Source organism: Streptomyces sp. H27-D2, from assembly GCF_035828615.1.
Lineage (GTDB): Bacteria > Actinomycetota > Actinomycetes > Streptomycetales > Streptomycetaceae > Streptomyces.
In genome coordinates this window covers 20,590-42,595 of record NZ_JAYMZR010000060.1, presented here as the reverse complement: position 1 = coordinate 42,595, position 22,006 = coordinate 20,590, and the positions used below count along the sequence as shown (strand labels likewise).

At 72.2% G+C, this 22,006-nt stretch carries 16 protein-coding genes, 2 tRNA genes and 2 pseudogenes; 10 read left to right on the top strand and 10 right to left on the bottom strand.

Going from position 1 to position 22,006, the window contains the following annotated elements; genetic code table 11:
- Positions 1-32: 32 nt before the first annotated feature.
- The 4 genes from QMK28_RS22070 to QMK28_RS22055 all read left to right on the top strand — a co-directional run bounded on the left by QMK28_RS22070 (position 33) and on the right by QMK28_RS22055 (position 3,525).
- Positions 33-326: a Dabb family protein gene (locus tag QMK28_RS22070; protein ID WP_326440651.1), complete on the top strand. Its 294-nt coding sequence runs from the start codon at positions 33-35 to the stop codon at positions 324-326.
- 205 nt (positions 327-531) lie between these two features.
- A complete protein-coding gene (locus tag QMK28_RS22065; RefSeq protein WP_326440649.1) occupies positions 532-1,410 on the top strand; it encodes an RNA polymerase sigma factor SigF in 879 nt (292 codons plus the stop codon).
- Positions 1,411-1,641: 231 nt separating this feature from the next.
- Positions 1,642-2,472 (top strand): RNA polymerase sigma factor SigF, encoded by an 831-nt coding sequence (locus tag QMK28_RS22060; RefSeq protein WP_326440647.1) that lies wholly within the window; start codon positions 1,642-1,644, stop codon positions 2,470-2,472.
- 132 nt (positions 2,473-2,604) lie between these two features.
- A complete protein-coding gene (locus QMK28_RS22055) occupies positions 2,605-3,525 on the top strand; it encodes a hypothetical protein (protein WP_326440645.1) in 921 nt (306 codons plus the stop codon).
- 293 nt (positions 3,526-3,818) lie between these two features.
- Here QMK28_RS22055 and QMK28_RS22050 read toward each other — a convergent pair whose 3' ends face one another.
- The gene (locus QMK28_RS22050; RefSeq protein ID WP_326440644.1) at positions 3,819-4,025 is read right to left on the bottom strand and encodes a hypothetical protein; all 207 of its coding nucleotides are present in this window, start codon (positions 4,023-4,025) and stop codon (positions 3,819-3,821) included.
- 224 nt (positions 4,026-4,249) lie between these two features.
- Between QMK28_RS22050 and QMK28_RS22045 the strand changes: the two genes are divergently transcribed.
- The 3 genes from QMK28_RS22045 to QMK28_RS22035 all read left to right on the top strand — a co-directional run bounded on the left by QMK28_RS22045 (position 4,250) and on the right by QMK28_RS22035 (position 8,491).
- Complete coding sequence (locus QMK28_RS22045) at positions 4,250-4,726, top strand: MarR family winged helix-turn-helix transcriptional regulator (protein ID WP_326440642.1); 477 nt, start codon at positions 4,250-4,252, stop codon at positions 4,724-4,726.
- Between the two features lie 14 nt (positions 4,727-4,740).
- Complete coding sequence (locus QMK28_RS22040; RefSeq protein WP_326440640.1) at positions 4,741-7,338, top strand: MFS transporter; 2,598 nt, start codon at positions 4,741-4,743, stop codon at positions 7,336-7,338.
- 289 nt (positions 7,339-7,627) lie between these two features.
- A complete protein-coding gene (locus QMK28_RS22035; RefSeq protein ID WP_326440638.1) occupies positions 7,628-8,491 on the top strand; it encodes a YceI family protein in 864 nt (287 codons plus the stop codon).
- A 430-nt stretch (positions 8,492-8,921) separates the two neighbouring features.
- Here QMK28_RS22035 and QMK28_RS22030 read toward each other — a convergent pair whose 3' ends face one another.
- Positions 8,922-9,743 (bottom strand): TetR/AcrR family transcriptional regulator, encoded by an 822-nt coding sequence (locus QMK28_RS22030; RefSeq protein WP_326440636.1) that lies wholly within the window; start codon positions 9,741-9,743, stop codon positions 8,922-8,924.
- 174 nt (positions 9,744-9,917) lie between these two features.
- Positions 9,918-10,508: pseudogene (locus QMK28_RS22025) on the bottom strand (MFS transporter); the annotation flags it as partial.
- 171 nt (positions 10,509-10,679) lie between these two features.
- On the opposite strand from QMK28_RS22025, the gene QMK28_RS22020 reads away from it, so the two are divergent.
- Positions 10,680-11,609 (top strand): endonuclease/exonuclease/phosphatase family protein, encoded by a 930-nt coding sequence (locus tag QMK28_RS22020; protein ID WP_326440634.1) that lies wholly within the window; start codon positions 10,680-10,682, stop codon positions 11,607-11,609.
- A gap of 124 nt (positions 11,610-11,733) precedes the next feature.
- On the opposite strand, the pseudogene QMK28_RS22015 reads toward QMK28_RS22020, so the two are convergent.
- From QMK28_RS22015 to QMK28_RS21985, 7 genes and pseudogenes are all read right to left on the bottom strand, one after another.
- Positions 11,734-11,991 (bottom strand): annotated as a pseudogene (locus QMK28_RS22015) (glycosyl transferase); the annotation flags it as partial.
- A gap of 6 nt (positions 11,992-11,997) precedes the next feature.
- On the bottom strand, positions 11,998-12,777 hold the full coding sequence (locus QMK28_RS22010) for a response regulator transcription factor (protein ID WP_326440632.1): 780 nt from the start codon (positions 12,775-12,777) through the stop codon (positions 11,998-12,000).
- A 257-nt stretch (positions 12,778-13,034) separates the two neighbouring features.
- The gene (locus QMK28_RS22005) at positions 13,035-14,033 is read right to left on the bottom strand and encodes an amidohydrolase family protein (protein ID WP_326440630.1); all 999 of its coding nucleotides are present in this window, start codon (positions 14,031-14,033) and stop codon (positions 13,035-13,037) included.
- A 132-nt stretch (positions 14,034-14,165) separates the two neighbouring features.
- Positions 14,166-14,238 (bottom strand) — tRNA-Arg (locus QMK28_RS22000).
- Positions 14,239-14,373: 135 nt separating this feature from the next.
- The gene (locus QMK28_RS21995) at positions 14,374-15,012 is read right to left on the bottom strand and encodes an HD domain-containing protein (protein WP_326440628.1); all 639 of its coding nucleotides are present in this window, start codon (positions 15,010-15,012) and stop codon (positions 14,374-14,376) included.
- 151 nt (positions 15,013-15,163) lie between these two features.
- Positions 15,164-15,553, bottom strand: a complete 390-nt coding sequence (locus tag QMK28_RS21990) for a helix-turn-helix domain-containing protein (protein ID WP_326440626.1) — start codon at positions 15,551-15,553, stop codon at positions 15,164-15,166.
- A 440-nt stretch (positions 15,554-15,993) separates the two neighbouring features.
- Positions 15,994-16,083 (bottom strand) — tRNA-Ser (locus QMK28_RS21985).
- Between the two features lie 374 nt (positions 16,084-16,457).
- Between QMK28_RS21985 and QMK28_RS21980 the strand changes: the two genes are divergently transcribed.
- Positions 16,458-16,925, top strand: a complete 468-nt coding sequence (locus tag QMK28_RS21980) for an SSI family serine proteinase inhibitor (protein ID WP_326440624.1) — start codon at positions 16,458-16,460, stop codon at positions 16,923-16,925.
- Positions 16,926-17,189: 264 nt separating this feature from the next.
- Positions 17,190-21,863, top strand: a complete 4,674-nt coding sequence (locus QMK28_RS21975) for a hybrid sensor histidine kinase/response regulator (protein ID WP_326440622.1) — start codon at positions 17,190-17,192, stop codon at positions 21,861-21,863.
- Positions 21,864-22,006: the final 143 nt, after the last annotated feature.

Genomic DNA, 22,006 nt, shown 5'->3' with positions numbered 1-22,006 from the left:
CTGCTGGTCGTCGCCCGGACGGAGGCTGCCCCGTGATTCGTCACCTGGTTCTTTTCAAGCTCAATGACGGTGTCGCACGGGACGAGCCGAAGGTCGTCGCCGGGGTGCGGGCCTTCGAGGAGCTCGGCGGGCTGATCCCGGACCTGGCGTCCTGGGAGTGCGGCTGGAACATCACCGACCGGCCGATCGCCTATGACTACGCGATCAATTCCTCGGTGGCCGACACCGAGGCGCTGCGACGCTACCTGGAGCATCCGGCCCATCAGGCGGGCGTCGGGCAGTGGCGGGAATTCGCCACTTGGGTGATCGCCGACTACGAGTTCTGAGCCCCGTACGGCCCTGGCCCCTCGCCCGCCGGGTGGGGGGCTTCGCTGTGCCCGGGCCCGATCGCAGGGTGTTCATAGCGCCGTCCGAGTTGCCCGAAATGCCCAACTCATCACCAACACGGCGATATACGGTGCTTGCACACAGTGCACCTGTCTTGTGATGCTATGACCGCTTTTACCGGATGAGTGGACTGTGAAGGGTGGCGTGACCGTGTCGGCTCGTACTGTGCCCAAAACGCCGCTCCAGAGCGACAACGCCAGCAGCGCCGGAAGTGCGGCGGCCGTCGCGGCCAGTGCGGCGGCCAGAACGGCCCGTGAGAACCGCAGCGCCGACACCAGGGCGCTCACCCAGGTGCTCTTCGCCCGGCTGACCGGTCTGGAGTCGGGGACGCCGGAGCATTCGCGGGTGCGCGACGCGCTGATCGAGGCCAATCTGCCGCTGGTCCGCTACGCCGCGGCCCGCTTCCGCAGCCGCAACGAACCGATGGAGGACGTGGTCCAGGTCGGCACCATCGGCCTGATCAACGCCATCGACCGGTTCGACCCGGAGCGCGGCGTCCAGTTCCCGACCTTCGCGATGCCGACCGTCGTCGGCGAGATCAAACGCTACTTTCGGGACAACGTACGGACCGTGCACGTCCCGCGCCGGCTCCATGAGCTGTGGGTGCAGGTCAACGGCGCGACCGAGGACCTGACCGTGCTGCACGGCCGCTCGCCGACCACCGCCGAGATCGCCGAACGGCTGAAGATCCCCGAAGAGGACGTGCTGGCCTGCATCGAGGCCGGCCGGTCGTACCACGCGTCCTCGCTGGAGGCCGCTCAGGAGGGCGACGGGCTGCCGGGGCTGCTGGACCGGCTCGGCTACGAGGACCCGGCGCTGGCAGGGGTCGAGCACCGCGACCTCGTACAGCACCTGCTCGTCCAGCTGCCCGAGCGGGAACAGCGCATTCTGCTGCTGCGCTACTACAGCAATCTGACCCAGTCCCAGATCAGCGTGGAACTCGGCGTATCGCAGATGCATGTGTCCCGATTGCTCTCCCGCAGCTTCGCGAGACTCCGGTCCGCAAATCGGATCGAGGCGTAGCCGGATCGGGTGAAGCGCTTCCGCCGGTACCGCCCGTCACCCCTTGGTTCGTGCACAGATATATCGACATGGCGCTACAGCGTGTTGCCGACATATGACATTCTGCTCGAACCGCGTTTGCCGCAGCGCCCCCTCCGGTATTCAGGTGGAGGCTGCGCTTCTCGAAGTCCATCGGGTCTTCTCGAAGCGAGGAGCGCCGCTGCAACCCGACCGCGACCTCAAGGGGGTGGCATGTCCGTAGAACTGGGCAGCTCGAAGGTGCTTTCCACTGACGCACCGCATGTGCACAACGACAGCGACGCCATCGACACCCGCACCCTCTCCCGTGCCCTGTTCCGGCGGCTCGCCATACTCGACAAGGACAGCGCGGAACGGACATACGTCCGGGACACGCTCATCGAGTTGAACCTCCCGCTGGTCCGCTACGCCTCGGCGCGCTTCCGCAGCCGCAACGAGCCGATGGAGGACATCGTCCAGGTCGGCACGATCGGCCTGATCAAGGCGATCGACCGGTTCGACTGCGAACGCGGCGTGGAATTCCCGACCTTCGCGATGCCGACCGTCGTCGGCGAGATCAAACGCTTCTTCCGCGACACCAGTTGGTCGGTACGGGTGCCGCGCAGGCTCCAGGAGCTGCGGCTCGCGCTGACCAAGGCGAGCGACGACCTCTCGCAGCGCTTGGACCGCTCGCCCACCGTCGCCGAACTCGCCGTGTGCCTCGGCGTGTCGGAGGAGGACGTCGTCGACGGCCTCGCGGTCGGCAACGCCTATACCGCCAGCTCGCTGGACTCACCGTCCCCCGAGGACGACGGCGGCGAGGGCACGCTGGCCGACCGGCTCGGCTACGAGGACTCGGCACTGGAAGGCGTCGAGTACCGGGAGTCGCTCAAGCCGCTGCTGGCCAAACTGCCGACGCGCGAACGGCAGATCATCATGCTCCGGTTCTTCGCCAACATGACGCAGTCCCAGATCGGCGAGGAAGTCGGCATCTCCCAGATGCACGTCTCCCGGCTGCTGACCCGCACCCTCACCCAACTGCGCGCCGGGCTCATCGCCGACTGAAGGGCAAGCGCGGGACGGACCGCAGCAAGGCGGCCGGGACGTGGTTCCATCCGACCGCAGCACGCGCCGGTGGTCGGACGGAACCACGTCCGACCGCTATACACCTGACGCATCGTCAGCCACACTGGCCCGATGCTTCGGACAACCGGCCGCCGGGGCGCGGCGATCACCACCACCTCGACGGCGCTGTGCCTGGGCGCGCTGCTCACCGGCTGCGGGAGCGGTGGCAACGGCGACGGCTACGTAGCGGTCGGCGCGGCCGGCCCCCCGAGCGGCAGGGCGCACGCGACGGCGCGCCCACCCGCGGGCGATGTCGAGCTGACCCCGCTGGACGACGCGAGCGGCGACGCCGGGACGAGCACCGCCGCGGGACGCCGGAGCAGCGGCGCGCACGGCGACAAGAGCAGCGGCAAGAAGGGGGCGGGCTCGGAGCCGGGCGGTGACGCCTCGGCCGAGGGCGGCGGCACCGGGACACCGGGCACGTCCGACCTGCCCGGCTCACTCCCCGGCTCACCCGGCGATGGCGGCAGCGGTGACAGCGGTGACAGCGGTGACAGCGGTGACAGCGGTGACAGCGGTGACAGCGGTGACAGCGGTGGAACGAGCGGCGGCTCACCGAGTTCCCCCGGATCAGGGTCAGGGTCCGGATCGGGGTCAGGGTCCGGATCGGGGCCAGGGTCCGGATCTGGATCGGATGGCAGCACACCCTCCCACCCCAACCCACCCAATCCAGCCACCCCACAAGCGCCCGCCGCACTGAAGGTCGGCACCCCGAAGCGCGCCGACGCGGACAAGCGCTGGTGCGAGAAGGTGACCGTCGAGTTCCGCAACACCGGCGGGAAGCCGGTGACGGCCGGCACCGTAACCTTCGCGACCCACATCATCGGCGGGCTCGGCGTCGACTGGGCGACGATCAGGTCCTCGCAGCCACTGCCGGCGCCGATCAGCGGCGGCCATAAGAAGGAGAAGACCTGGACGGTCTGCGTGGCCTCCTGGCGGGTCCCGCTCGGCATGCACGTCGACACCCAGGACATCGACGTCGACTGGAAGTGACCGGCGACGCGAGGGGGTGGGGCCGGAGGGGCGGTGGGTCCTGGACGCTGTCGTGTATTTGTGGGCCGCCAGGACCGTAAATATACGGTCCAGGACCCACCGCCCCGCAGGCCCCGCCCCCGTCACGGGCCCGACCAGCGGCCCCCGAGCGACCAGCCGACTCGTAGCCGTCGGCCGCCCCGTGGCGACCAGCCCACTGAGAGCGGCCGGCCTCAGTCGACCCACCGGAGACGACGGCCGACGCCGACCGTAAAAGCTCGCCGCAGCGGCTGAGCGCCGTAGCGCCCGAGCTGTCAGCCCAGCGCGAGCCAGGCGACCACCGCGACGACCACGATCGCGACGATGACGCCGACGATCAGGCCGACGCGCGGCCCGGCGGCCGGCGCGACCACCGCTGCGGGCTGCCGCTGCGGCTCGCCCTCGTCGACGAAGGCGCGGAACATCTGCGTGCTGCCTGCCGGGTCGTTGTTGCCCTGGGGGGTTTGAGGGTTCTGTGCCATAGCCCAGGACCCTAGCGAACAAGGGGGTCGCCGCACACCCCCGGTGCCCCCGCGGTCCCCGATCGCGTCCCGATCTCGGCCGAAAATGCTCCCCGCTGCCCACTTGACTTCCGGCAGGCAGAGGCTTTAGCGGGTGTTTACCTCTGAACGCCCTTTTTCATTTGCCTGCAGCAACCAATCGCTTCTATGGTTGCCCTAAGCAACTTGATAGTGCAGGAGTGCCAGTGGCAGAGCAGAGTCAGTACGAGGAACTGGCCCAACAGCTCAGCGCCATCGGAGCTGTGAAACGCGACCTCTCCCGCATCCTGCCGCACGACTGCCCGGCCGGTTCGACCGCCGTGCTCTCACTTCTGCGGCACCACGGAGAGATGCGGATGAGCAAGCTGGCCGAGCTGCTCGCGATCGACATGTCGGTGACCAGCCGTCATGTGGCCCACGTCGCGGAGCGGGGCTGGATCGACCGGCAGCCCGATCCGCTCGACAAGCGGTCCAGGCTGCTGAGCCTCAACCCAAGCGGCGAAAAGCTGCTCGGCGAGATCTCCGAGCGTTACGTGGAGATGCTCGCCGGAACCCTGCGGGACTGGTCGGACGACGACCTCGGCCAGTTGAACACCCTGCTGGCCCGGCTGCGCGACAGCTTCGGCGACTGCCGGTCCCGCGCCCACCACACCCTCGACTCGACCACCCGTACACCCGCGTGAAGACAAGGAACAGAATGGCAACGACCACACCAGCCGGTGTGCGGGGCGGCCACGCCAAGCACGGGGGTCACCCCGACCCCGATGCCGCGCCGATGACCCACCGCCAGATCATGGAGGCGCTGTCCGGGCTGCTGCTCGGCATGTTCGTCGCGATCCTGTCGTCGACGATCGTCTCCAACGCCCTGCCCGAGATCATCTCCGACCTCGACGGCGGCCAGAGCGCCTACACCTGGGTCGTCACGGCCTCGCTGCTGGCCATGACCGCCACCACCCCCATCTGGGGCAAGCTCTCGGACCTGTTCAGCAAGAAGCTGCTGGTCCAGATAGCCCTGATCATCTACGTCCTCGGCTCGATCGTGGCCGGCCTGTCCCAGAGCAGCGGCATGCTGATCGCCTGCCGTGTGGTCCAGGGCATCGGCGTCGGCGGTCTGTCCGCGCTCGCCCAGATCGTGATGGCCGCGATGATCTCCCCGCGTGAGCGCGGGCGTTACAGCGGCTACCTCGGCGCGACGTTCGCCGTCGCGACCGTCGGCGGCCCGCTGCTCGGCGGCGTCATCACGGACACCTCCTGGATGGGCTGGCGCTGGTGCTTCTACGTCGGCGTGCCCTTCGCGATCATCGCGCTGATCGTGCTGCAGAAGACCCTGAAGCTTCCGGTGGTGAAGCGCGAGGGCGTCAAGATCGACTGGCTCGGCGCCTTCTTCATCAGCGCGGCGGTCTCGCTGCTGCTGGTCTGGGTGACGCTGGCCGGTGACAAGTACGACTGGATCTCCGGACAGACCTTCGCGATGGTCGGCGGATCGATCGCGCTCGGGCTGCTCTTCGTCTTCGTGGAGTCCCGGGCCAAGGAACCGATCATCCCGCTGCGGCTGTTCCGCAACAAGACGATCACCCTGGCCTCGCTGGCGTCCATGTTCGTCGGCATCGGGATGTTCTCCGGCACCGTCTTCTTCAGCCAGTACTTCCAACTGGCGCGCGGCGAGTCGCCGACGATGTCCGGCGTGATGACCATCCCGATGATCGCGGGGCTGTTCGTCTCCTCGACCCTCTCGGGTCAGATCATCACCAAGACCGGCCGCTGGAAGGGCTGGCTGGTCGCGGGCGGCGCGCTGCTCACCGCGGGTCTCGGGCTGCTCAGCACCATCGCGTACGACACCCCGTACTGGCACCTGGCGATCTACATGGCGCTGATGGGCCTCGGCATCGGCATGATGATGCAGAACCTGGTGCTCTGCACGCAGAACCAGGTGGCCCCCGAAGACCTCGGCTCGGCCAGCTCAGTCGTCACCTTCTTCCGCTCCCTCGGCGGCGCGGTCGGCGTCTCGGCGCTCGGCGCGGTGCTCGGCAACCGGGTCACGCATTACGTCAAGGACGGCATGGACGCCCTCGGCATGCCGAGCGGCGGCAGCGGCGGCGGTGCGATCCCGAACCTGGACAAGCTCCCGGGTCCGGTCCGCACCGTGATCGAGAGTGCGTACGGCGACGGCGTCGCGGACGTCTTCCTCTACGCGGCTCCGTGCGCCCTGGTGGCCTTCGTGCTCATCCTCTTCATCAAGGAGGTCGCGTTGAAGAACAAGGGTGGTCTCCATCAGGAGGCCGACGGCAACGCGGGCCTCGGCGCGGACGCGGCGACAGCCACCGCCGCCGCCCCGGCCCTCGCCCCGACTCCCGCCTCGGCCGAGTCGGCTCCGCAGGCCCCGGAGTGGGACCGGGCCCCGGCCCTGGTCGGCGCGGGCAACCCCGCCGACACCCAGCAGGCGCAGCAGGCGCAGCAGGCGCAGCCGACCGAACAGCAGCCGTTCGCGGCCTTCGGCTCCAACGGAGCGGCCGCCGACAGCGCGCCGCGCGGCGGGCAGATCCACGGCTACGTCAGGAACGCCGAGGGCGGCCCGGTGCCGCGCTCCGCGGTCACCCTGATCTCGCTCAGCGGACGGCAGCTCGGCCGGTCCGTGGCCCACGCCGACGGCGGCTACGCCCTGGACGCGCCGGGCTCCGGCTCGTACGTCCTGATCGCCTCCGCCGACGGTCACCAGCCGCAGGCGTCCACGGTCGTCGTCGGTGACGAGCCGCTGGGCTACGACATCCTGCTCGCCGGTACGAGCGGTCTGACCGGCCTGGTCCGGGCCCTCGCCGACGGAGAGCCGGTCGGCGACGCGATGGTCGTCGTCACCGATGTGCGCGGCGAAGTCCTCGCCACCGCGAAGACCGGCGCCGCCGGCGAGTTCACCTTCGACGAGCTGGTGGCCGGCACCTTCACCATCGCGGTGAACGCCTCCGGCTTCCGGCCGACCGCGACACCGGTCGAGGTCGGTGGCCAGGGCGTCACCCGGCTGGAGATCGAACTCCGGTCCGGCGCCCGGGTCCAGGGCACTGTACGCGCCGGCGGGGACCGTCGTCCGCTGCCGGACGCACGGGTCACACTGGTCGACGCGGCGGGCAATGTCGTCGCCACTTCGACGACCGGGGAGGACGGGGCGTACGCCTTCACCGACCTGGACGCGGGCGACTACACCGTGATGGCGAGCGGCTACCCGCCGGTCGCGGGCGCGCTGACGGTGTCCGGTCACGGCGTCGACGGGCACGACGTCGAGCTCTCCCACCCCGGCGACTAGCTTGCGGCGGGCGGGAGCGCGCGGGAAACCCGGACAGATCGGGTAGCTCGGGTAGCTCGGGTAGCTCACAAACAAGGTCCCCGGGCCGGGGCGCGTATCGAGCGGAGGCGCGCTCCGGCCCGGCTCGGGGCCACCAGGTTCCGTTCCACCAGCCGGCCGGTTTTCCGGAGGGCTGGGCGAGCGGACCCCCGGTCCCGAATCCAGGGCCCCGGCGGCGGCGCGGTCACAGGCAGGGGACGGCCTGCACGCCGCCGCTCGGGGCCCAACATACGTATGAGGAGCGGGAACGATGACGACCACGGGCAGTGGCACCGGCAATGCCGGGGGCGGCAGCACAGGGCTGCGGGCGCAGGTCCGCACGCGCGACGGCTGGGCCGTCCAGCACGCGGTGCTGACCGTCACGGACATGACGGGCACTCAGGTGCTGCGGGCGCCGGCCGACGAGGACGGCGTCGTACGGACCACCGAGCCGCTGCCGGCCGGCCCGTACACGGTGATCGTCACGGCCGTCGGCTACGCGCCGATCGCCTCGACCTCGATCGTCACCGCTTCCGGCCGCGCCGACGTCGGCGCCGTGGTGCTGGCCCGGCAGGGCGGGGTGGAACTCCCGCCGCCCGGCATCTGGAGCCTGGACCCGGTGCACTCCTCGGTGGGCGCGGTCGCGCAGCACCTGGGCATCTCCAGCGTGCGCGGCCGGTTCAAGGAGTTCACCGGCCGGATCGAGATCGCCGAGGACATCGAACAGTCCGTCGTCGAGGCCATCATCCAGGCCGGGACCATCGACACCGGCAACGGCATGCGGGACGGGCACCTCACCTCGGCCGACTTCCTCAACGTCGGGGAACACCCGGTGCTCACCTACCGCAGCTCGGGCCTGAGCCCGGCCGGACCCGACCGCTGGACGGTGCACGGCGAGCTGCTGATGCACGGCGTCGTCCGCCAGGTCGACCTGGACCTCACGTACCTGGGCACAGGCCCTGACCCGTGGGGCGGCGTACGGGCCGCGTTCCGCGCGACGGCGGAGCTGCGGCGCGAGGACTTCGCGATGAACTACAACCAGGTCGTACAGGCGGGCATCTCCGCCATCGGCACCACGCTGAAGGTCGAAATGGACATCCAGGCGGTGCAGGGGGAGACCTTGCCGGGGATGTAGGCGTCGGTGCGGGGGCGCGCCGTCGGTGCGGGGCGCGCAGCGGGCGCGCAAGTCGGCGCGGACAGGTGAGTGGGGCGTGCGGCGGCGGTGTGCGCGCCGGGCGCTCGGCGAGGCTGTCGGGGCTGGAGGCGCTGGGCGTATGCGCCGGGGCGCTCGCCAGGCTGTCGGCGCTGCTCGCGCCGGGGTGCTGGGACGTCTGCGCCGGGCGTGCGGCATGGCCGGTCAGCGCGCCAGGCACTCGGCGCTCGGCAAGGCCGCAGGCACCGGGCGCTCGGCAAGGCTTTCGGCGCTGGGGCGCGGGGAGTACTGGGCGCGCTCGGCAAGGCCGTCAGCGCGCCGGGCGCGCCTGGGCGTGCAGGTCACTCGCACCGGCGTGCGGCGCGCGCGATCCGCCCCCTCTCCCGCCGCCCCGCCCCTGACCCGCCCCCGCTCAGCGCGAGCGCCCCCGCATGGCCTCCAGGCCGGCGATCACCGTGTCGAGCGCGAAGGCGAAGTCGCGCTGCCGCAGGTCCCGGATGTTGCCGCCGCGCAGCTTCAGCGTCTGCCGGGACTCCTCGAACTCCGGGCGGTCCTGGACCGCTTCCATCACCTGCTGGGAGTACTCGTCCTCGCTGAGGCCCGCGAGCCGGCAGCGGTCCGCCCAGCTGCCCTCGATCGTGCCGAAGCCGTAGACGAACTGGAAGAGCATCGAGAGCGCGCCGATCTGGTCCTCCTCGGAGAGACCGCTGCGCTGCATGACCCGCTGGGCGGCGTTGGAGAAGCCCAGCGACCGCGGGCCGCAGTTGAGGTACTGGCCGACCAGCCGGGACACCCAGGGGTGGGTGACCAGCAGCTTGCGGTACTCGGCGGCGAGCAGCCGCAGTTGGTCGCGCCAGTCGCCCGCGCCCGCGCCGCCCGCGCCTTCCGTACGCTGCGCGCCCCCCGCTGCCGCGTCCGCGCGCTCCCCCTCGTCCGGCGGAGTCTCGTCCGGCAGGGTCAGCTCGCCGTGCACCGAGTCGAGCGCCAGCTCCAGCAGATCGTCCTTGGTGTCGACGTACCAATAGACCGACATGGCCGTGACGCCCAGTTCGGCCGCGAGCCGCCGCATGGAGAACTTGGCCAGCCCCTCCGCGTCGAGCCGCCGGACCGTCGCCGCGATGATCTTTTCGCGGTCGAGCCCGGCCGGCTGCTCGGACTTGCGCTTGGGAGCGGGCCGGTCCGCCAGCCACACGCTGGTCCGGGGTGGACGGCTGGTGCGGCTGCCGGATGTCATGGCGCGCTCTCCTTCACTGCCTACGTGCTTCTGCCGCGTCACTGCGCTGCGCTGTACTCCATTGTCCCGCGACATGCCGTCGCGGTGACGTCCCGGTGCCACCCCGGGGCCCGGCCGTGCTGCTTTTCGGCCGCCGGCCCCAGCGCGCTGCGCTGCGACGATACGTACTCGATGCTATGCCGCCGGAGCGGGAGGTTCCGCCCGCTCCGCCCTGCGCAGCAGCACCGCCGCGAGCACTCCGCCAGCGAGCACTCCGGCCGCGCCGACCAGCTGGCCGGCCTCGACGCCGTGGGCGAAGGCGTCGGCGACAGCCGCCCGCTCCGCACCGGTACGGGCTTCGGCGAGAGCTGCGGGGAGCGAGCCCGCTCCGACGGCCGCGGCTGGGAGCAGTGCGGCGAACCGCGAGTTCGGTACGGCGCCGAGCTGGGCGACGCCCAGACCGTTGCCCAGCTCGGTCAACGTGCCGTTGACACCCGCGCCGACACCGGCCTTTTCCGGCGGGATGGCGCTCATGATCGCGGTCGCCATGGCGGGCATCGTGACCGCGATGCCGAGCCCCATCAGGGCCAGGCCGAACAGCATGCCGCCGTAGCCCTCGCCGCCGAGGACGGCCACGGCGGCGAGCCCGCCCGCGAGCAGGCTCATGCCGGACAGGACGGCCACCGGAGTGCCGATCCTGGCCAGAAGTCGCGCGCCGACGCCGGAGAAGTTGAGGACGACGATGGTGACGGCGAGCGGAGCGGTGCGCAGGCCGGCGTCCAGTGGAGGGGAAAGGGACCGCCTACCGCAGACCACTCACCTATACGCTGTACAGTCGAATTTCGCCGGCGCGGTCCGCCGCACTGAGCGGTACGGTCTTCCGCGCCGAGCGGTACGGTCTTCCGCGCTGAACCGGACAGACCGGGACAGGACTCAGGGAGAGACAGGGAGACCCGCATGCCACTGCGCCGTCACCGCTTCGCCCAACTGCTGCTCGCCGCCGGGATACTGGCACTGGCCGCCGCGCCGCCCGGCCCCGCCTCGGCCGCCGACTCCTCCGCACCCGACGAACGCCACGGGCCCGATACTCCGAACGGCGGCAAGGGCCGCTACCTGCCGCTGCGGGTCGCCTCGTACAACATCGCGGCGGGCGCCGGAGCCGATCACGTCTTCGACCCGACCCGTACGGCGGAGGCGCTGCGCGCCCTCGACGCCGACGTGATCGGGCTCCAGGAGGTGGACGTCCACTGGGGCGCCCGCAGCGCGTGGCGCGACCTCGCGGCCGACCTCGCCGAGCAGCTGGGGATGAGGGTCTACTTCGCGCCGATATACAGCCTCGATCCGCTCGAAGCGGGACAGCCGAGACGGGAGTTCGGAGTCGCGGTGCTGTCCCGCTTCCCGATCCTGAGCGCCGAGAATCACGACATCACCCGGCTCTCGACGCAGGACCCGAACCCGGCGCCGGCCCCCGCGCCCGGCTTCGGCGAGGTCGTCCTGCGGGTGCACGGCACACGCGTGCACGTCTACGCGACGCACCTCGACTACCGCGCCGACCCCTCCGTACGGCGGGCGCAGGTAGCCGACACCCGGCGGATCATGGCGGAGGACTGCGACCGGCACGGGCGCTGCCCGCGCCAAGTGCTCGTCGGCGACTTCAACGCGGAGCCGGGGGCGGCGGAGCTGACACCGCTGTGGGAGCGGCTCACCGACGCGGTGCCGAGCGGCTCGGGCCTGACCTATCCGGCGCGGACACCGGTCAAGCGCATCGACTATGTGACGGTGTCGGACGGCATCCGGGTACGCGGCGCGACGGTCCCCGAGACGCTCGCCTCGGACCACCGCCCGGTCGTAGCCGACCTGCTGGTACGGCGCGGGGGGCGGAGGTAGGGGGCGGACGCCGGCACGGGTGCGCCGGGGAGCGGGCGGCCAGAGCCGCGCCCCCGGCGCACGACAGCGCTTCAGCTCGTGGGCCGCTTCAGCCCGCGGGCCGCGTCAGCACTCACGGGCCGCTTCAGCCCGTAGGCCGCGTCAGGTCGTACAGCGTCGCGCTGCCGGCCGTGACCTTGGTGTAGTGGCTCTCGATCCAGGAGGTGATCTTGGCGGAGGCGCCGTCGGTGTCTCCGCCCCGCCCGCCGCCGCCCATGCCGCTCGATCCGATGAAGTAATGGATCTTGCCCTGCGACACGTACTCCTTGATCTGAGCGAGCGTCGGGGACGGATCGCTGCCGTTGAAGCCGCCGATCGCCATCACCGGCTTCCCGGTCGCCACGGGACGTCACTGCCCGGCGGGCTTGATCAGATATCCGGCGCCGCGCCGGGTGTGGATCATCGGCGCGCGCCCCGCGTCGATCTTCCGCCGCAGATACGAGATGTAGAGCTCGACCACATTGGCCTGGCCGCCGAAGTCGTACGACCACACCCGGTCCAGGATCTGCGCCTTGCTCAGCACATGCCGGGGGTTGCGCATCAAGAAGCGCAGCAGCTCGAACTCGGTCGCGGTCAGCCGTATCCCGTCACCGCCGCGCGTCACCTCCTGGCTGTCCTCGTTGAGCTCCAGGTCCCCGACCACGAGCATCGACTCGGCCCGCACCGCCGCCGCTCCCGACCGGCGCAGCAGCCCGCGCAGCCGCGCGACGACCTCCTCCAGGCTGAACGGCTTCGTGACGTAGTCGTCCCCGCCCGCGGTCAGCCCGGCGATCCGGTCCTCGACCGCGTCGCGCGCGGTCAGGAACAGCACGGGCACCTCCGGCGTCTCCGAGCGCAGCCGCCCCAGCACGGCCAGCCCGTTCATGTCGGGCAGCATCACGTCCAGCACGACCGCGTCCGGCCGGAACTCCCGCGCGCTGCGCACCGCGGCCGCGCCGTCGCCCGCGCTGCGCACTTCCCGGCCCTCGTAGCGCAGCGCCATGGACAACAGCTCGGCCAAGGCCGACTCGTCGTCCACGACGAGCACCCGGAGCGGGCTCCCCTGCGGGCTCGTTCGAAGACTTCGCTGGGCGTCCCCTCGGGGACGCAGCAACTCGGAGCGCCCGGCGGCGGGCGAGATCGCAGTCATGCGGATCAGCTTCCGCTCGCGACATGAGGGCTCCCTTCCCCGTACCTGTGAATCAGCTGAGAATCCACGGCGCGCGGCTCCCCGCCTCGCGCGCGCCCCGCGTTTCCACCGCCGCCTGGCACCTTGCTGTTGTGCCGGGCCGACCCCCGTCCGACCCGGCATGCTTCAGCATCACACCCACCACTGACAATCGGCCGGGCCCGACGGTCCGCCCACCGCTCAGCCACCGCCCAGCCGCCCGCAGAGCTTGCTGTCCCTCACACCCCGAAGAGCCGCGCCGCGTTCCCGTGGCACACCGCGCGCAGCCAGTCGTCGTCCTGGTCCAGCCGGGTCAGCGCGTCGAGGGCGTGGGCGTACGGGTAGGGGATGTTGGGGAAATCGCTGCCGAAGAGGATGCGGTCCCCGAGGTCCGCGAGCCGGGGGAGTGCGCCGCGCGGGAAGGGCGTGACCTGCTCGGTGAAGTCGGTGAAGGCCATCGTGGTGTCCAGGTGGACGCCCGGATAGCGGTCCGCGAGGTCAAGGAAGTCCGTGTACTCCGGGAGTCCCATGTGCGCGACGACCAGCCGCAGCCGGGGATGACGGGCCAACAGCCGGCCTATCGGCTCAGGACCGGTGTGCTTGCCGGGCGCGGGGCCGGAGCCGCAGTGGATGACGACGGGAGCGCGCGCGTCCGAGAGTGCGCCCCACACCGGGTCGAGCAGCGCGTCATTGGGCTCGTAAGCCCCCACCTGCACATGTGACTTGAACACCCGCGCGCCGCCCTCGATCGCCTCGCGCGCATACCCGCCGGCCCCGGGCTCCGGGAAGAACGTGGCGGTGCGCAGGCAGTCGGGCGTACGGTCCGCGAAGTCGGCGGCCCACGCGTTGAGCCACTCGGCCATCCCGGCTTTGTGCGGATAGACCATCGACGTGAACGCCCGCACCCCGAACCCCCGCAGCAGCGCGAGCCGCTCGCTCTCCTCCCGCCGGTAGGTGATCGGCCACGGCCGCCCGATCAACGGCCCTGCCGCGTCGAAGTACGCCCACACCTTGGCCAGCACCCGCTCCGGCATGAAGTGCGTGTGCACGTCGATCAGCCCCGGCAGTCCCAGCCCGCGCCAGAAGTCGATCACCGCGAGGTCGCTGGTCTCCGTGGACTCGGTCTCCGTCGGCTCGATCTCCGTGGTGCCGGTCTCCCGGTCCCCCGTCTCCCGGTCGCCGGTCCCCGAGCCGTCCGCCCGCAGTGCGTCCGCCGTCGGGCCGTGAGTGCTCGCCATCGTTTCCCTTCCCGTGTCTCATGGAACCGGGGTGGGGAACCGGAGTTGCGACAGCACAGCAGCAGCCGCCCCCGCCCGGACGGACAACGCAAGAGGCCCCTCCCATTGCTGGAAGGGGCCTCTGAGCTGCTGTGCGCTCGGCAGGATTCGAACCTGCAACCTCTTGATCCGTAGTCAAGTGCTCTATCCGTTAAGCTACGAGCGCTTCACTTCCCGGCTTTTTTCTGGCCGGTCCGCGTTGCGAGAACAACATTACATGACCTGCGCCGTGACGAGAAATCCAATAGCCACACCACAGCTGACCTGCGGAAACACCCTCCAGGCCAGCGGCTCGGGCCGATTATTCGGGCCAGTGGGAACCTTCGATGACCTGCACGAAGTCGGTTCGCTCGAAGCCGTCGACGAAGTGCGCCAGGACGTCCGCCTTCACATTGCCGAAGGCGGTCTGCGGGCGGTGGGCGATGCCGTCGGTGAACGCGCGCAGGATCCGCCGCTTGAAGTCCGGGCGCGGGTGCGCCTCGACGATCGCCTCGTGGACGGCGGGCGGCAGCTCGTCGTAGCCGATGCCCAGGACGTCCAGCTCGACGCCCGCCGTCACCAGGGCCACCTCCGGCGCCATGTGGTGCGGGATCTCCGGCGTGGTGTGCAGCGCGATGCCCTCCCACACGAGCTGGACCTTGTCCGCCGGCACGCCGTGGCCGGTGAGGAAGCGGCGCGCCTCGTCCGCGCCGTCGATCTCGAACCGCTGCTGCGAGGCGCGGAACTTCTCGGTCAGGCCGAGGTCGTGGAAGAGCGCGCCGACGTAGAGCAGCTCGGGGTCGAAGTCGAGGCCCCGGTCGCGGCCGTGCAGCGCGCCGAAGAGGTAGACCCGGCGCGAGTGGTGGTAGATCAGGTCGTCGGTGGCCTCCCGGACCAGCTCGGTGGCCTCCCGCACCAGTCGGCTGTCCGGGATCTCGATGTCCGCGATACGGGTGGGCACGGGGGGCTCCTCTGTCGGCTCTGGCTGCTCGGTGGCTCTGACGGTCTGGTGGCTCTGACGGCTCGGTGACTCTGCGGCTCGGCGGCTCCGGGCGCCGGCGTGCGCCTCGGACCCCACGCTGCCACCGCTCCGCTCCGGCCGCCCGGTCCGATCAGGACCCGTGACCCGCAGATCCGGCCATCGCCCCGGCGGCGCCCGCGCCGTCAGCGCCCGCCACGCCCGCGCCCGCGCCCGCCGCCCCGGCCGTACGGACCGTCGCACGGAATCGCGCCCGGTACGTGGACGGCGTCACCCCGAGCCGCCGTACGAACAGCCGCCGCAGCGACTCGTCACTGCCCGGCCCGCACCGCCGGGCTGCCGAGGCGACCGTTTCGCCGTTCGCCAGCAGCGCCTGCGCCGCTTCCAGCCGTACGGACTCCACATAGCCGGCGGGCGTGCGGCCGACCTGGTCGCCGAAGAGGCGGCTCAGGTGGCGGGTGCTGAGGCCGGCGCGGCCCGCCAGGGCGGTCAGCGAGTGGTCGGCCGCGGGGTCGGCCGCCACCGAGGCGAGCAGCGCCCGCGGCGTCGACGCTCAGCCGGGCGCCGGTCGCGGTCGTCACGTCCCTGCCGCCCGGCGAGCAGATGACCGTCTCGTACGGCCCCGAGCCCGTTTCCGACCTGCCGCCCGATTCCGCCCGGCCGAGCTGGCCGGCGACGCTGAAGACCTCCAGCGGTCCGGTCACGTCCAGCAGCCGCGCCCCGTCGAACGCCAGCATCACGATCCGGCGGGCGGGACGTTGGGCGGCGCGTCGGGCAGCGGGCCGCGCGGGACGGTCGGTGGAGTCGGCAGGCATGCGTCGCACGCTATGACACGTGCCGCGTGTGCCGTGTGAGGACGAGCAGCCGGGGCCTGCCGGGGACCCGCCGGCGACCTGGTGACGAGCTACTGGCCCGGGACACACGAAAGCCCCGGTCGGTGTCGACCGGGGCTTCGGTGAGAAGCGGAGGCTCCGGGATTTGAACCCGGGATGGGGGGTTACCCCAAACCGCATTAGCAGTGCGGCGCCATAGACCAGACTAGGCGAAGCCTCCAGCACACCCCGTGCGCTCTTCGCGAGCGCGATGTGGTGCGTGCAGATGATGACACAGCCCAGCGGGCCGTCACCAATCGCACCCTACGGTACTGGGCCGGCGGACAGCGGAGCAAAGGCGTTCCGGGGCGGAACAGCCGTGGAACAGCCGGTGGGGACACCCGCGGGGAACGTCACCGGGAGAGCGCGGGAACGCCCGCCGAGAGGGCACCGCGGCGACAGCACACCACGACGCACCGCGACAGCGCGCGACCGACCCATATCGGACGCTCCGCCCCACGCGCGCAACGTCACGCCCCGCAGCGCGTTAGCGAGGGTGGAAACCCCGCGCATTCCCGCCGCGCGCCCACCGCCCCCACACCCCAGGGAGTCCCCATGTCGTTCCGCCGTCTCGCCATCACCGCCGTCAGCGCAGCCGCCTGCGTCGCGGCACTGTTCGCGGCCCCCGTCGCCACCGCCATGCCGCTCCCCATCCCGCTGCCGCAACCGACCGTCGCCGACCACCTCACCGTGATCGTCACCGACAGCGGCGCCCCGTACCTCGGCGGCACGTACGAGCTGGAGTGCCACCCCTCGGGCGGCACCCACCCGAACGCGGCGGCGGCGTGCGAACAGCTGGACAGCAAGACCCGCTGGGGCGCCGACCCCTTCGCCCCCGTGCCGAGCGAGGCGAACTGCACGCAGATGTACGGCGGCCACGAAAGCGCGCACATCACCGGCAGGTGGGCGGGCCGCGATGTCGAGGCGCACTTCAACCGGGTCAATGGCTGCGAAATCGCCCGCTGGAACAAGTTCTCGGAAGTCTTCAGCGAAGCAAGCGACCAGCGTGCAACTGACGTGTAGGCGGCGGCGAACGCGCCCGGCGCACGGGCCTGGAGCGTGCGCCGGGCGGCGCATGCGACAGCGTGCGAGTGAGCCGGCGTACGCGCCGGAGGCCATATGTCCGGCCTGCGGGGGGACGTACCGCTGTGGCCCGGCCCCCCCGTCATCCGCCGCCGCGCCAATCACCACAGCCCGTACACTCGCTGCAGTGACACGCCGCGGTGCGAGGAGCAAGATGACCGGGGGGTGTCGGCACACAGCGGTAATCAGGGAGGAAGCGTCGTCGTGAGCAGCAGGCCATCCCGAGGCACTGCTCGCCTCGCAGCCATACTGGACGCCCTGCCGGACGCGCTGCTGCTGGTGAACTGCAACGGCACCGTCGTCAACGCCAACACCATCGCGCTGGAAGCCTTCGAGACACCCGGCACCGCGCTCGTCGGACGCGGGCTGCTCTCACTGCTGCCCGCCTTCGACTCCAAGCGCATCCCCGGCTCGATGCGCCGCGCCAACGACGGCGACGAGGACGCGCGGACCAAGCCGACCCGGATGATCGCGCGCCGCACGGACGGCACGGAGTTCCCGGTCGAGGTGACCAGCGCCAACCTCGAGGACGGCAACACCCCGTACGCGGACCGGCCGCTCGCCGCCAACCCCAGCCCCGGCAACGCGAGCTACACCGGCGACGAGCTGCTGATGCTGGTCGTGCGCGACCTGACCGGCACCCTCGACACCGAGGCCGAACTCGCCCGCCAGCAGCGCCAGACCGAGATGATCCTGCGCGCCGCCGCCGAGGGCGTCGTCGGCGTCGACACGGACGGCAAGGTCGTCCTGGTCAACCCGTCCGCCGCGCAGATACTCGGCTACCGCGCCAGTGACCTGGGTGGCCAGGAGCTGCACCCGCTCGTCCACCACACCCGCGCCGACGGCACCCCGCTCCCGTACGAGGAGACCCCGCTCGCCGACACGCTGCGCTCGGGGCGCAAGCACCGGGTGCGCGGACAGGTGCTGTGGTCCAAGGACGGCCGCGCGGTGGCCGTCGACCTGACGACCGCGCCGGTACGGGACGGCGAGCAGCTCGTCGGCGCGGTGATGACCTTCACCGACCGCCGGCCGTACGACGAGCTGGCGGCCCGGCACGCGCAACTGCTCGCGGTGCTGGAGGACTCGCTGCGCGGGCCGCTGGAGCAGCTGCGCGGCGAGCTGGGCACGCTCGCCGACGACCCGGCCGGGCAGCTGTGGCCCGAGGCGAACCAGATCCTGCACCACCTGGCCGCGGGCTACACCCGGATGACCACATTGGTCGACAACGTGCTCGGCTACCAGCGGCTGGACACGGACGCCGAACCGCTCGACCGGCAGCTCGTGAGCCTGGACGCGGTGGTCGCTGCGGGCGTCGAGGGCGCGATCGAACTGATCGGTCCGGGCCGCGCGCAATTCGCGGTGCACGCCCCCCCGATCGAGGCCGAGGTGGACGCGGAGCGACTCGCGCAAGCGCTCGCGCACCTGATCGCCGACGTCGCGGGCGTCGACTCGACCGGGAACACCCCGGCGCGGGCGAGCGGCACGGGGGATTCGACGATCGTGGTCGCGGCGGCGCAGCGCGGCGAGGTCGTACGGATCGAGGTGCGCGGCCCGTACAACGGCGGCGACCCGGTCCACGAGCCGATCGTGCGCGGCATCGTGAGCCGTCACGGCGGCGTCCTGCAGACCCACGACGTTCCGGGCCAGGGCGGCAGCGCGTACGTACTGGAAGTCCCGGTCGCGGCGGGCGGCGGCGGAACGGGCGTCGGCACCGGCGCGGGCGACGGCTCGGGCCCCAACGCGACGCGCATGACCGGCAACGAGACGACCGTGATGCCGGTCCCGGCGGAGCACGCACGCGGTACGCGGCGGCCGGCGGCCGGAGCGGCTGCGGGCGGCGCGGGTACGAGCGGGGCGGCTTCCGGCGGGGCGGTCGCGGCCGGGTCCGCGCCGGGGGGCGCGGGGGGAGTCGTCGCCAGGAGTGGCAGCGGGAATTCCGCGGGTTTCCCGGACAACACGGACAACAGTGACAGCTCCGGCTCCGGCTCCGGCGACTCGGACGGCTCCGGCAGTTCGGGCGGTGTGCCCGGGGCGCGGCTCGCGGGCGACACGCCCGGGCAGGAACAGCGATTCGACGACGGCGAAGGTCAGGGCCAGTCGCAGGCTCCGACGGCCGCTCGGCCGACCGGGCGGCGGCGGGGGCGGCCCAGCGCCGCCGAGAACGCCGCGGCGGCCGCCGCAGCGGCCTCCGGGGCTGTCGGCGCGGTTTCGCCGCTGCCGGACGGCGGCGGCCGGTCGGCAGCCGCCGAAGGCGTCGCTCCGGGTACCGGTACGGACGCGGGGCCGGGCACGACTGCCGGTCCTGGCGGGGAGCAGCCGCGCGGCATGCCCGCGACCACGAACGACTACGCCGACTCCGGAGCCTCCAGTTCGACGGACGGCGCCGGCACCGAGTTCGAGGGGGCGGCCACCCAGCCGCCGACCGGCCGCCGACGGGCCCGGCGCGGCCCTGCCGCGCTGGAGAACGCGGCTCCGGACTCGCCGCAGGGCACCCCCCGGAACACACCGCAGAGCAACGAAGCCCAAGGCCCTGTCGCCCCCGGCGGCATCCCGCCCTCGCTGCCCGCCGAGGCCCAGCTCGGCGCCCGGCGCGGCGAGCAGCCCGAGGCGTCGGGCGACTTGGTGCGCACCCAGACCCAGGCGTTCCAGCAGCCGGGTGGCCGCAGGGCCCGCCGGGCGCTGGCCGACGGCGGCGATCGCCCGATCCCCCATCAAGGACGGCAGAACCAGCAAGGCCAGAGCCAGGAACAGCAGCAGGCTCCCGGCCGGTCGCAGAACGGCAACGGGCGCAGCACGGGGAGCGAGCCGAACGGCGGGCGCCCCGTCTTCGCGCTGCCGCCCGCCGCCGCCGACCAGACGCCTCAGCCGGCCGCACGGTCCGCGCCCCCGTCCCCCATCGCAGCGCCGCCGAACGCTTCCGGCGTCGTCCGGCCGACCGGCCTCGGGGCCGTACCGGCGCAGGGCACGGCACCGGGCGCACGACAGAACGCGGCGCAGAGTCCGGCGCAGCCGCAGGCGCCCGCAATGGAGACTTCCGGTCAGCAACGGCCCGTCTGGGCCGACAGCCCCGTCCATCCGAACGGTCTTTCACCGGCAGGCGCGCAGCCCGCGGCGGCGAACGCCATCGACCGGCAGCCGTCCGGCTGGGACGACGGCCCGCGAAGCATCGAGGGCCCGGACGGCCCGGAGGCGGCCGGCCGTCGCCGGGGCCGCCCCAACCCGGCCGAGCAGCAGGCCGCAGCCGCCGGCAACCAGTCGCACGCGTGGGGCGCCGAGGACGACGGCTATGCGCAGGGCTCCAGCTCCGGCTCCGGCTTCAGCTCCGGTTTCATCCAGGATGACGACGACAACGCGCCGGGGGCGTACGCCGGACCGATCGCGCCCCCCGGAGCCGCCGGGATGCCTGGAACCCGTACCGCCGCGTCCGGGCCAGGCTCCGGCCCCGCCGGCCCGCAGCCCGACGCCGAGCAGGCGTCCGGGGCCGCGCACGAGATCCCCGGCGGCCGGCCGAGGACGGGCCAGGCCGAGCCGGTCCTGCCCTCCGCGACCGGTGACCTCAACCCCGCCAACGGCCAGGCGGCACGTCCGCAGGCCAGGCCGACCCCGCTCGACGGCGCGGTCGCGCAGCGGCAGTCCGCCGAGGCCCGTTCGATCAGCGTGCGGACCCTCGGGCAGGGCGTGCCGTTCGCGCAGCAGATCGCCGAGCAGCAGCGCCTCCAGCAGCCGCCGCAACCCCAGCAGCCCCAACACCCCCAACCGCTCGGCCAGACCGGGCTGTCGGGCAGCGCGGACCAAGCGGGCGGCGGTCAGGCGGGCAGCTCAGGCAGCGGCACATCCGGCGGCGGCAATTCCGGTTCGGGCCGTCGACGCAAGCTCTCCGCACCGCCGCAGAACGGCGAGCGCGGCGCGGCAGCGGATCTCGAACCCGCGGGCCGCCCGCGCCAGTCGTACCCGCAGGGCCAGTCCCAGCAGGCGCAGTCCCAGCAGCACGCGCCCCACTCACAGCCGCACTCCCCCCTGCTCGACGCCGCCGAGGGCCGCGCCTACGCCATAGGAGCGCCGGACGAGGGCGCGGAGGGCCCGGAGCCGCTGGACGGCCCGAACGGCGCCATAGAGGTCGTCGACGACCGCAGCCGGCCGATGGACGACGAACTGCCGCCGGAGCCCCTGGACAACCCGCGCCGGCTGCTCGTCTGGCCCGCGCCGGACGTCTCGACCCAACAGGCCCTCAGCGACAGCGGCTACCGCCCGGTGATCGTGCACTCCCGCGAGGAGGTCGACGCGCAGATCGCCGCCTTCCCGGCAGCCCTCTTCGTCGACCCGCTGACCGGGCCGATCACCCGTACCGCGTTGCAGTCGCTGCGTACGGCCGCGGTCGCCGCCGAGGTCCCGGTGCTGGTCACGGCCGGCCTGGGGCAGGCGACCCGCGAAGCGGCGTACGGCGCGGACCCGGCCGTCCTGCTCAAGGCGCTGGCCCCGCGCGACAGCGATCTGCACCCGCCGCGCGTGCTGCTGATCGAGGAGCACGAGCCGATCGCGACCGCGCTGAAGGCGACGCTGGAGCGGCGCGGCATGCAGGTCGGGCACGCCGCGACGGACGGTGACGCGGTGACGCTGGCCGCCCGGATGCGGCCGAACCTGGTGGTCATGGACCTGTTCCAGGTACGCCGCCGCCGGGCCGGGATCGTCGACTGGCTGCGCGCCAACGGGCTGCTCACCCGCACCCCGCTGGTGGTCTACACGTCCGCGGACATCGACCCCACGGAGCTGTCGCGGCTCAGCGCGGGCGAGACGGTCCTCTTCCTCGCGGAACGCTCGACGAGCGACGACGTGCAGGGCCGGATCGTCGACCTGCTGGCGAAGATCGGCACGAACTGAGGCAGGGCCCGCTTGGGTTGAGGCCGCATGGGCTGAGCGGGCCGCATGGGCTGCGCCCGCTGCTGCCCTGCCCGTGAACCGGAAGAGCAGCGGCCGATCCGGCCGCCCCTCCCCGTTCTCGTACCCGTCCTCATACCGTCCTC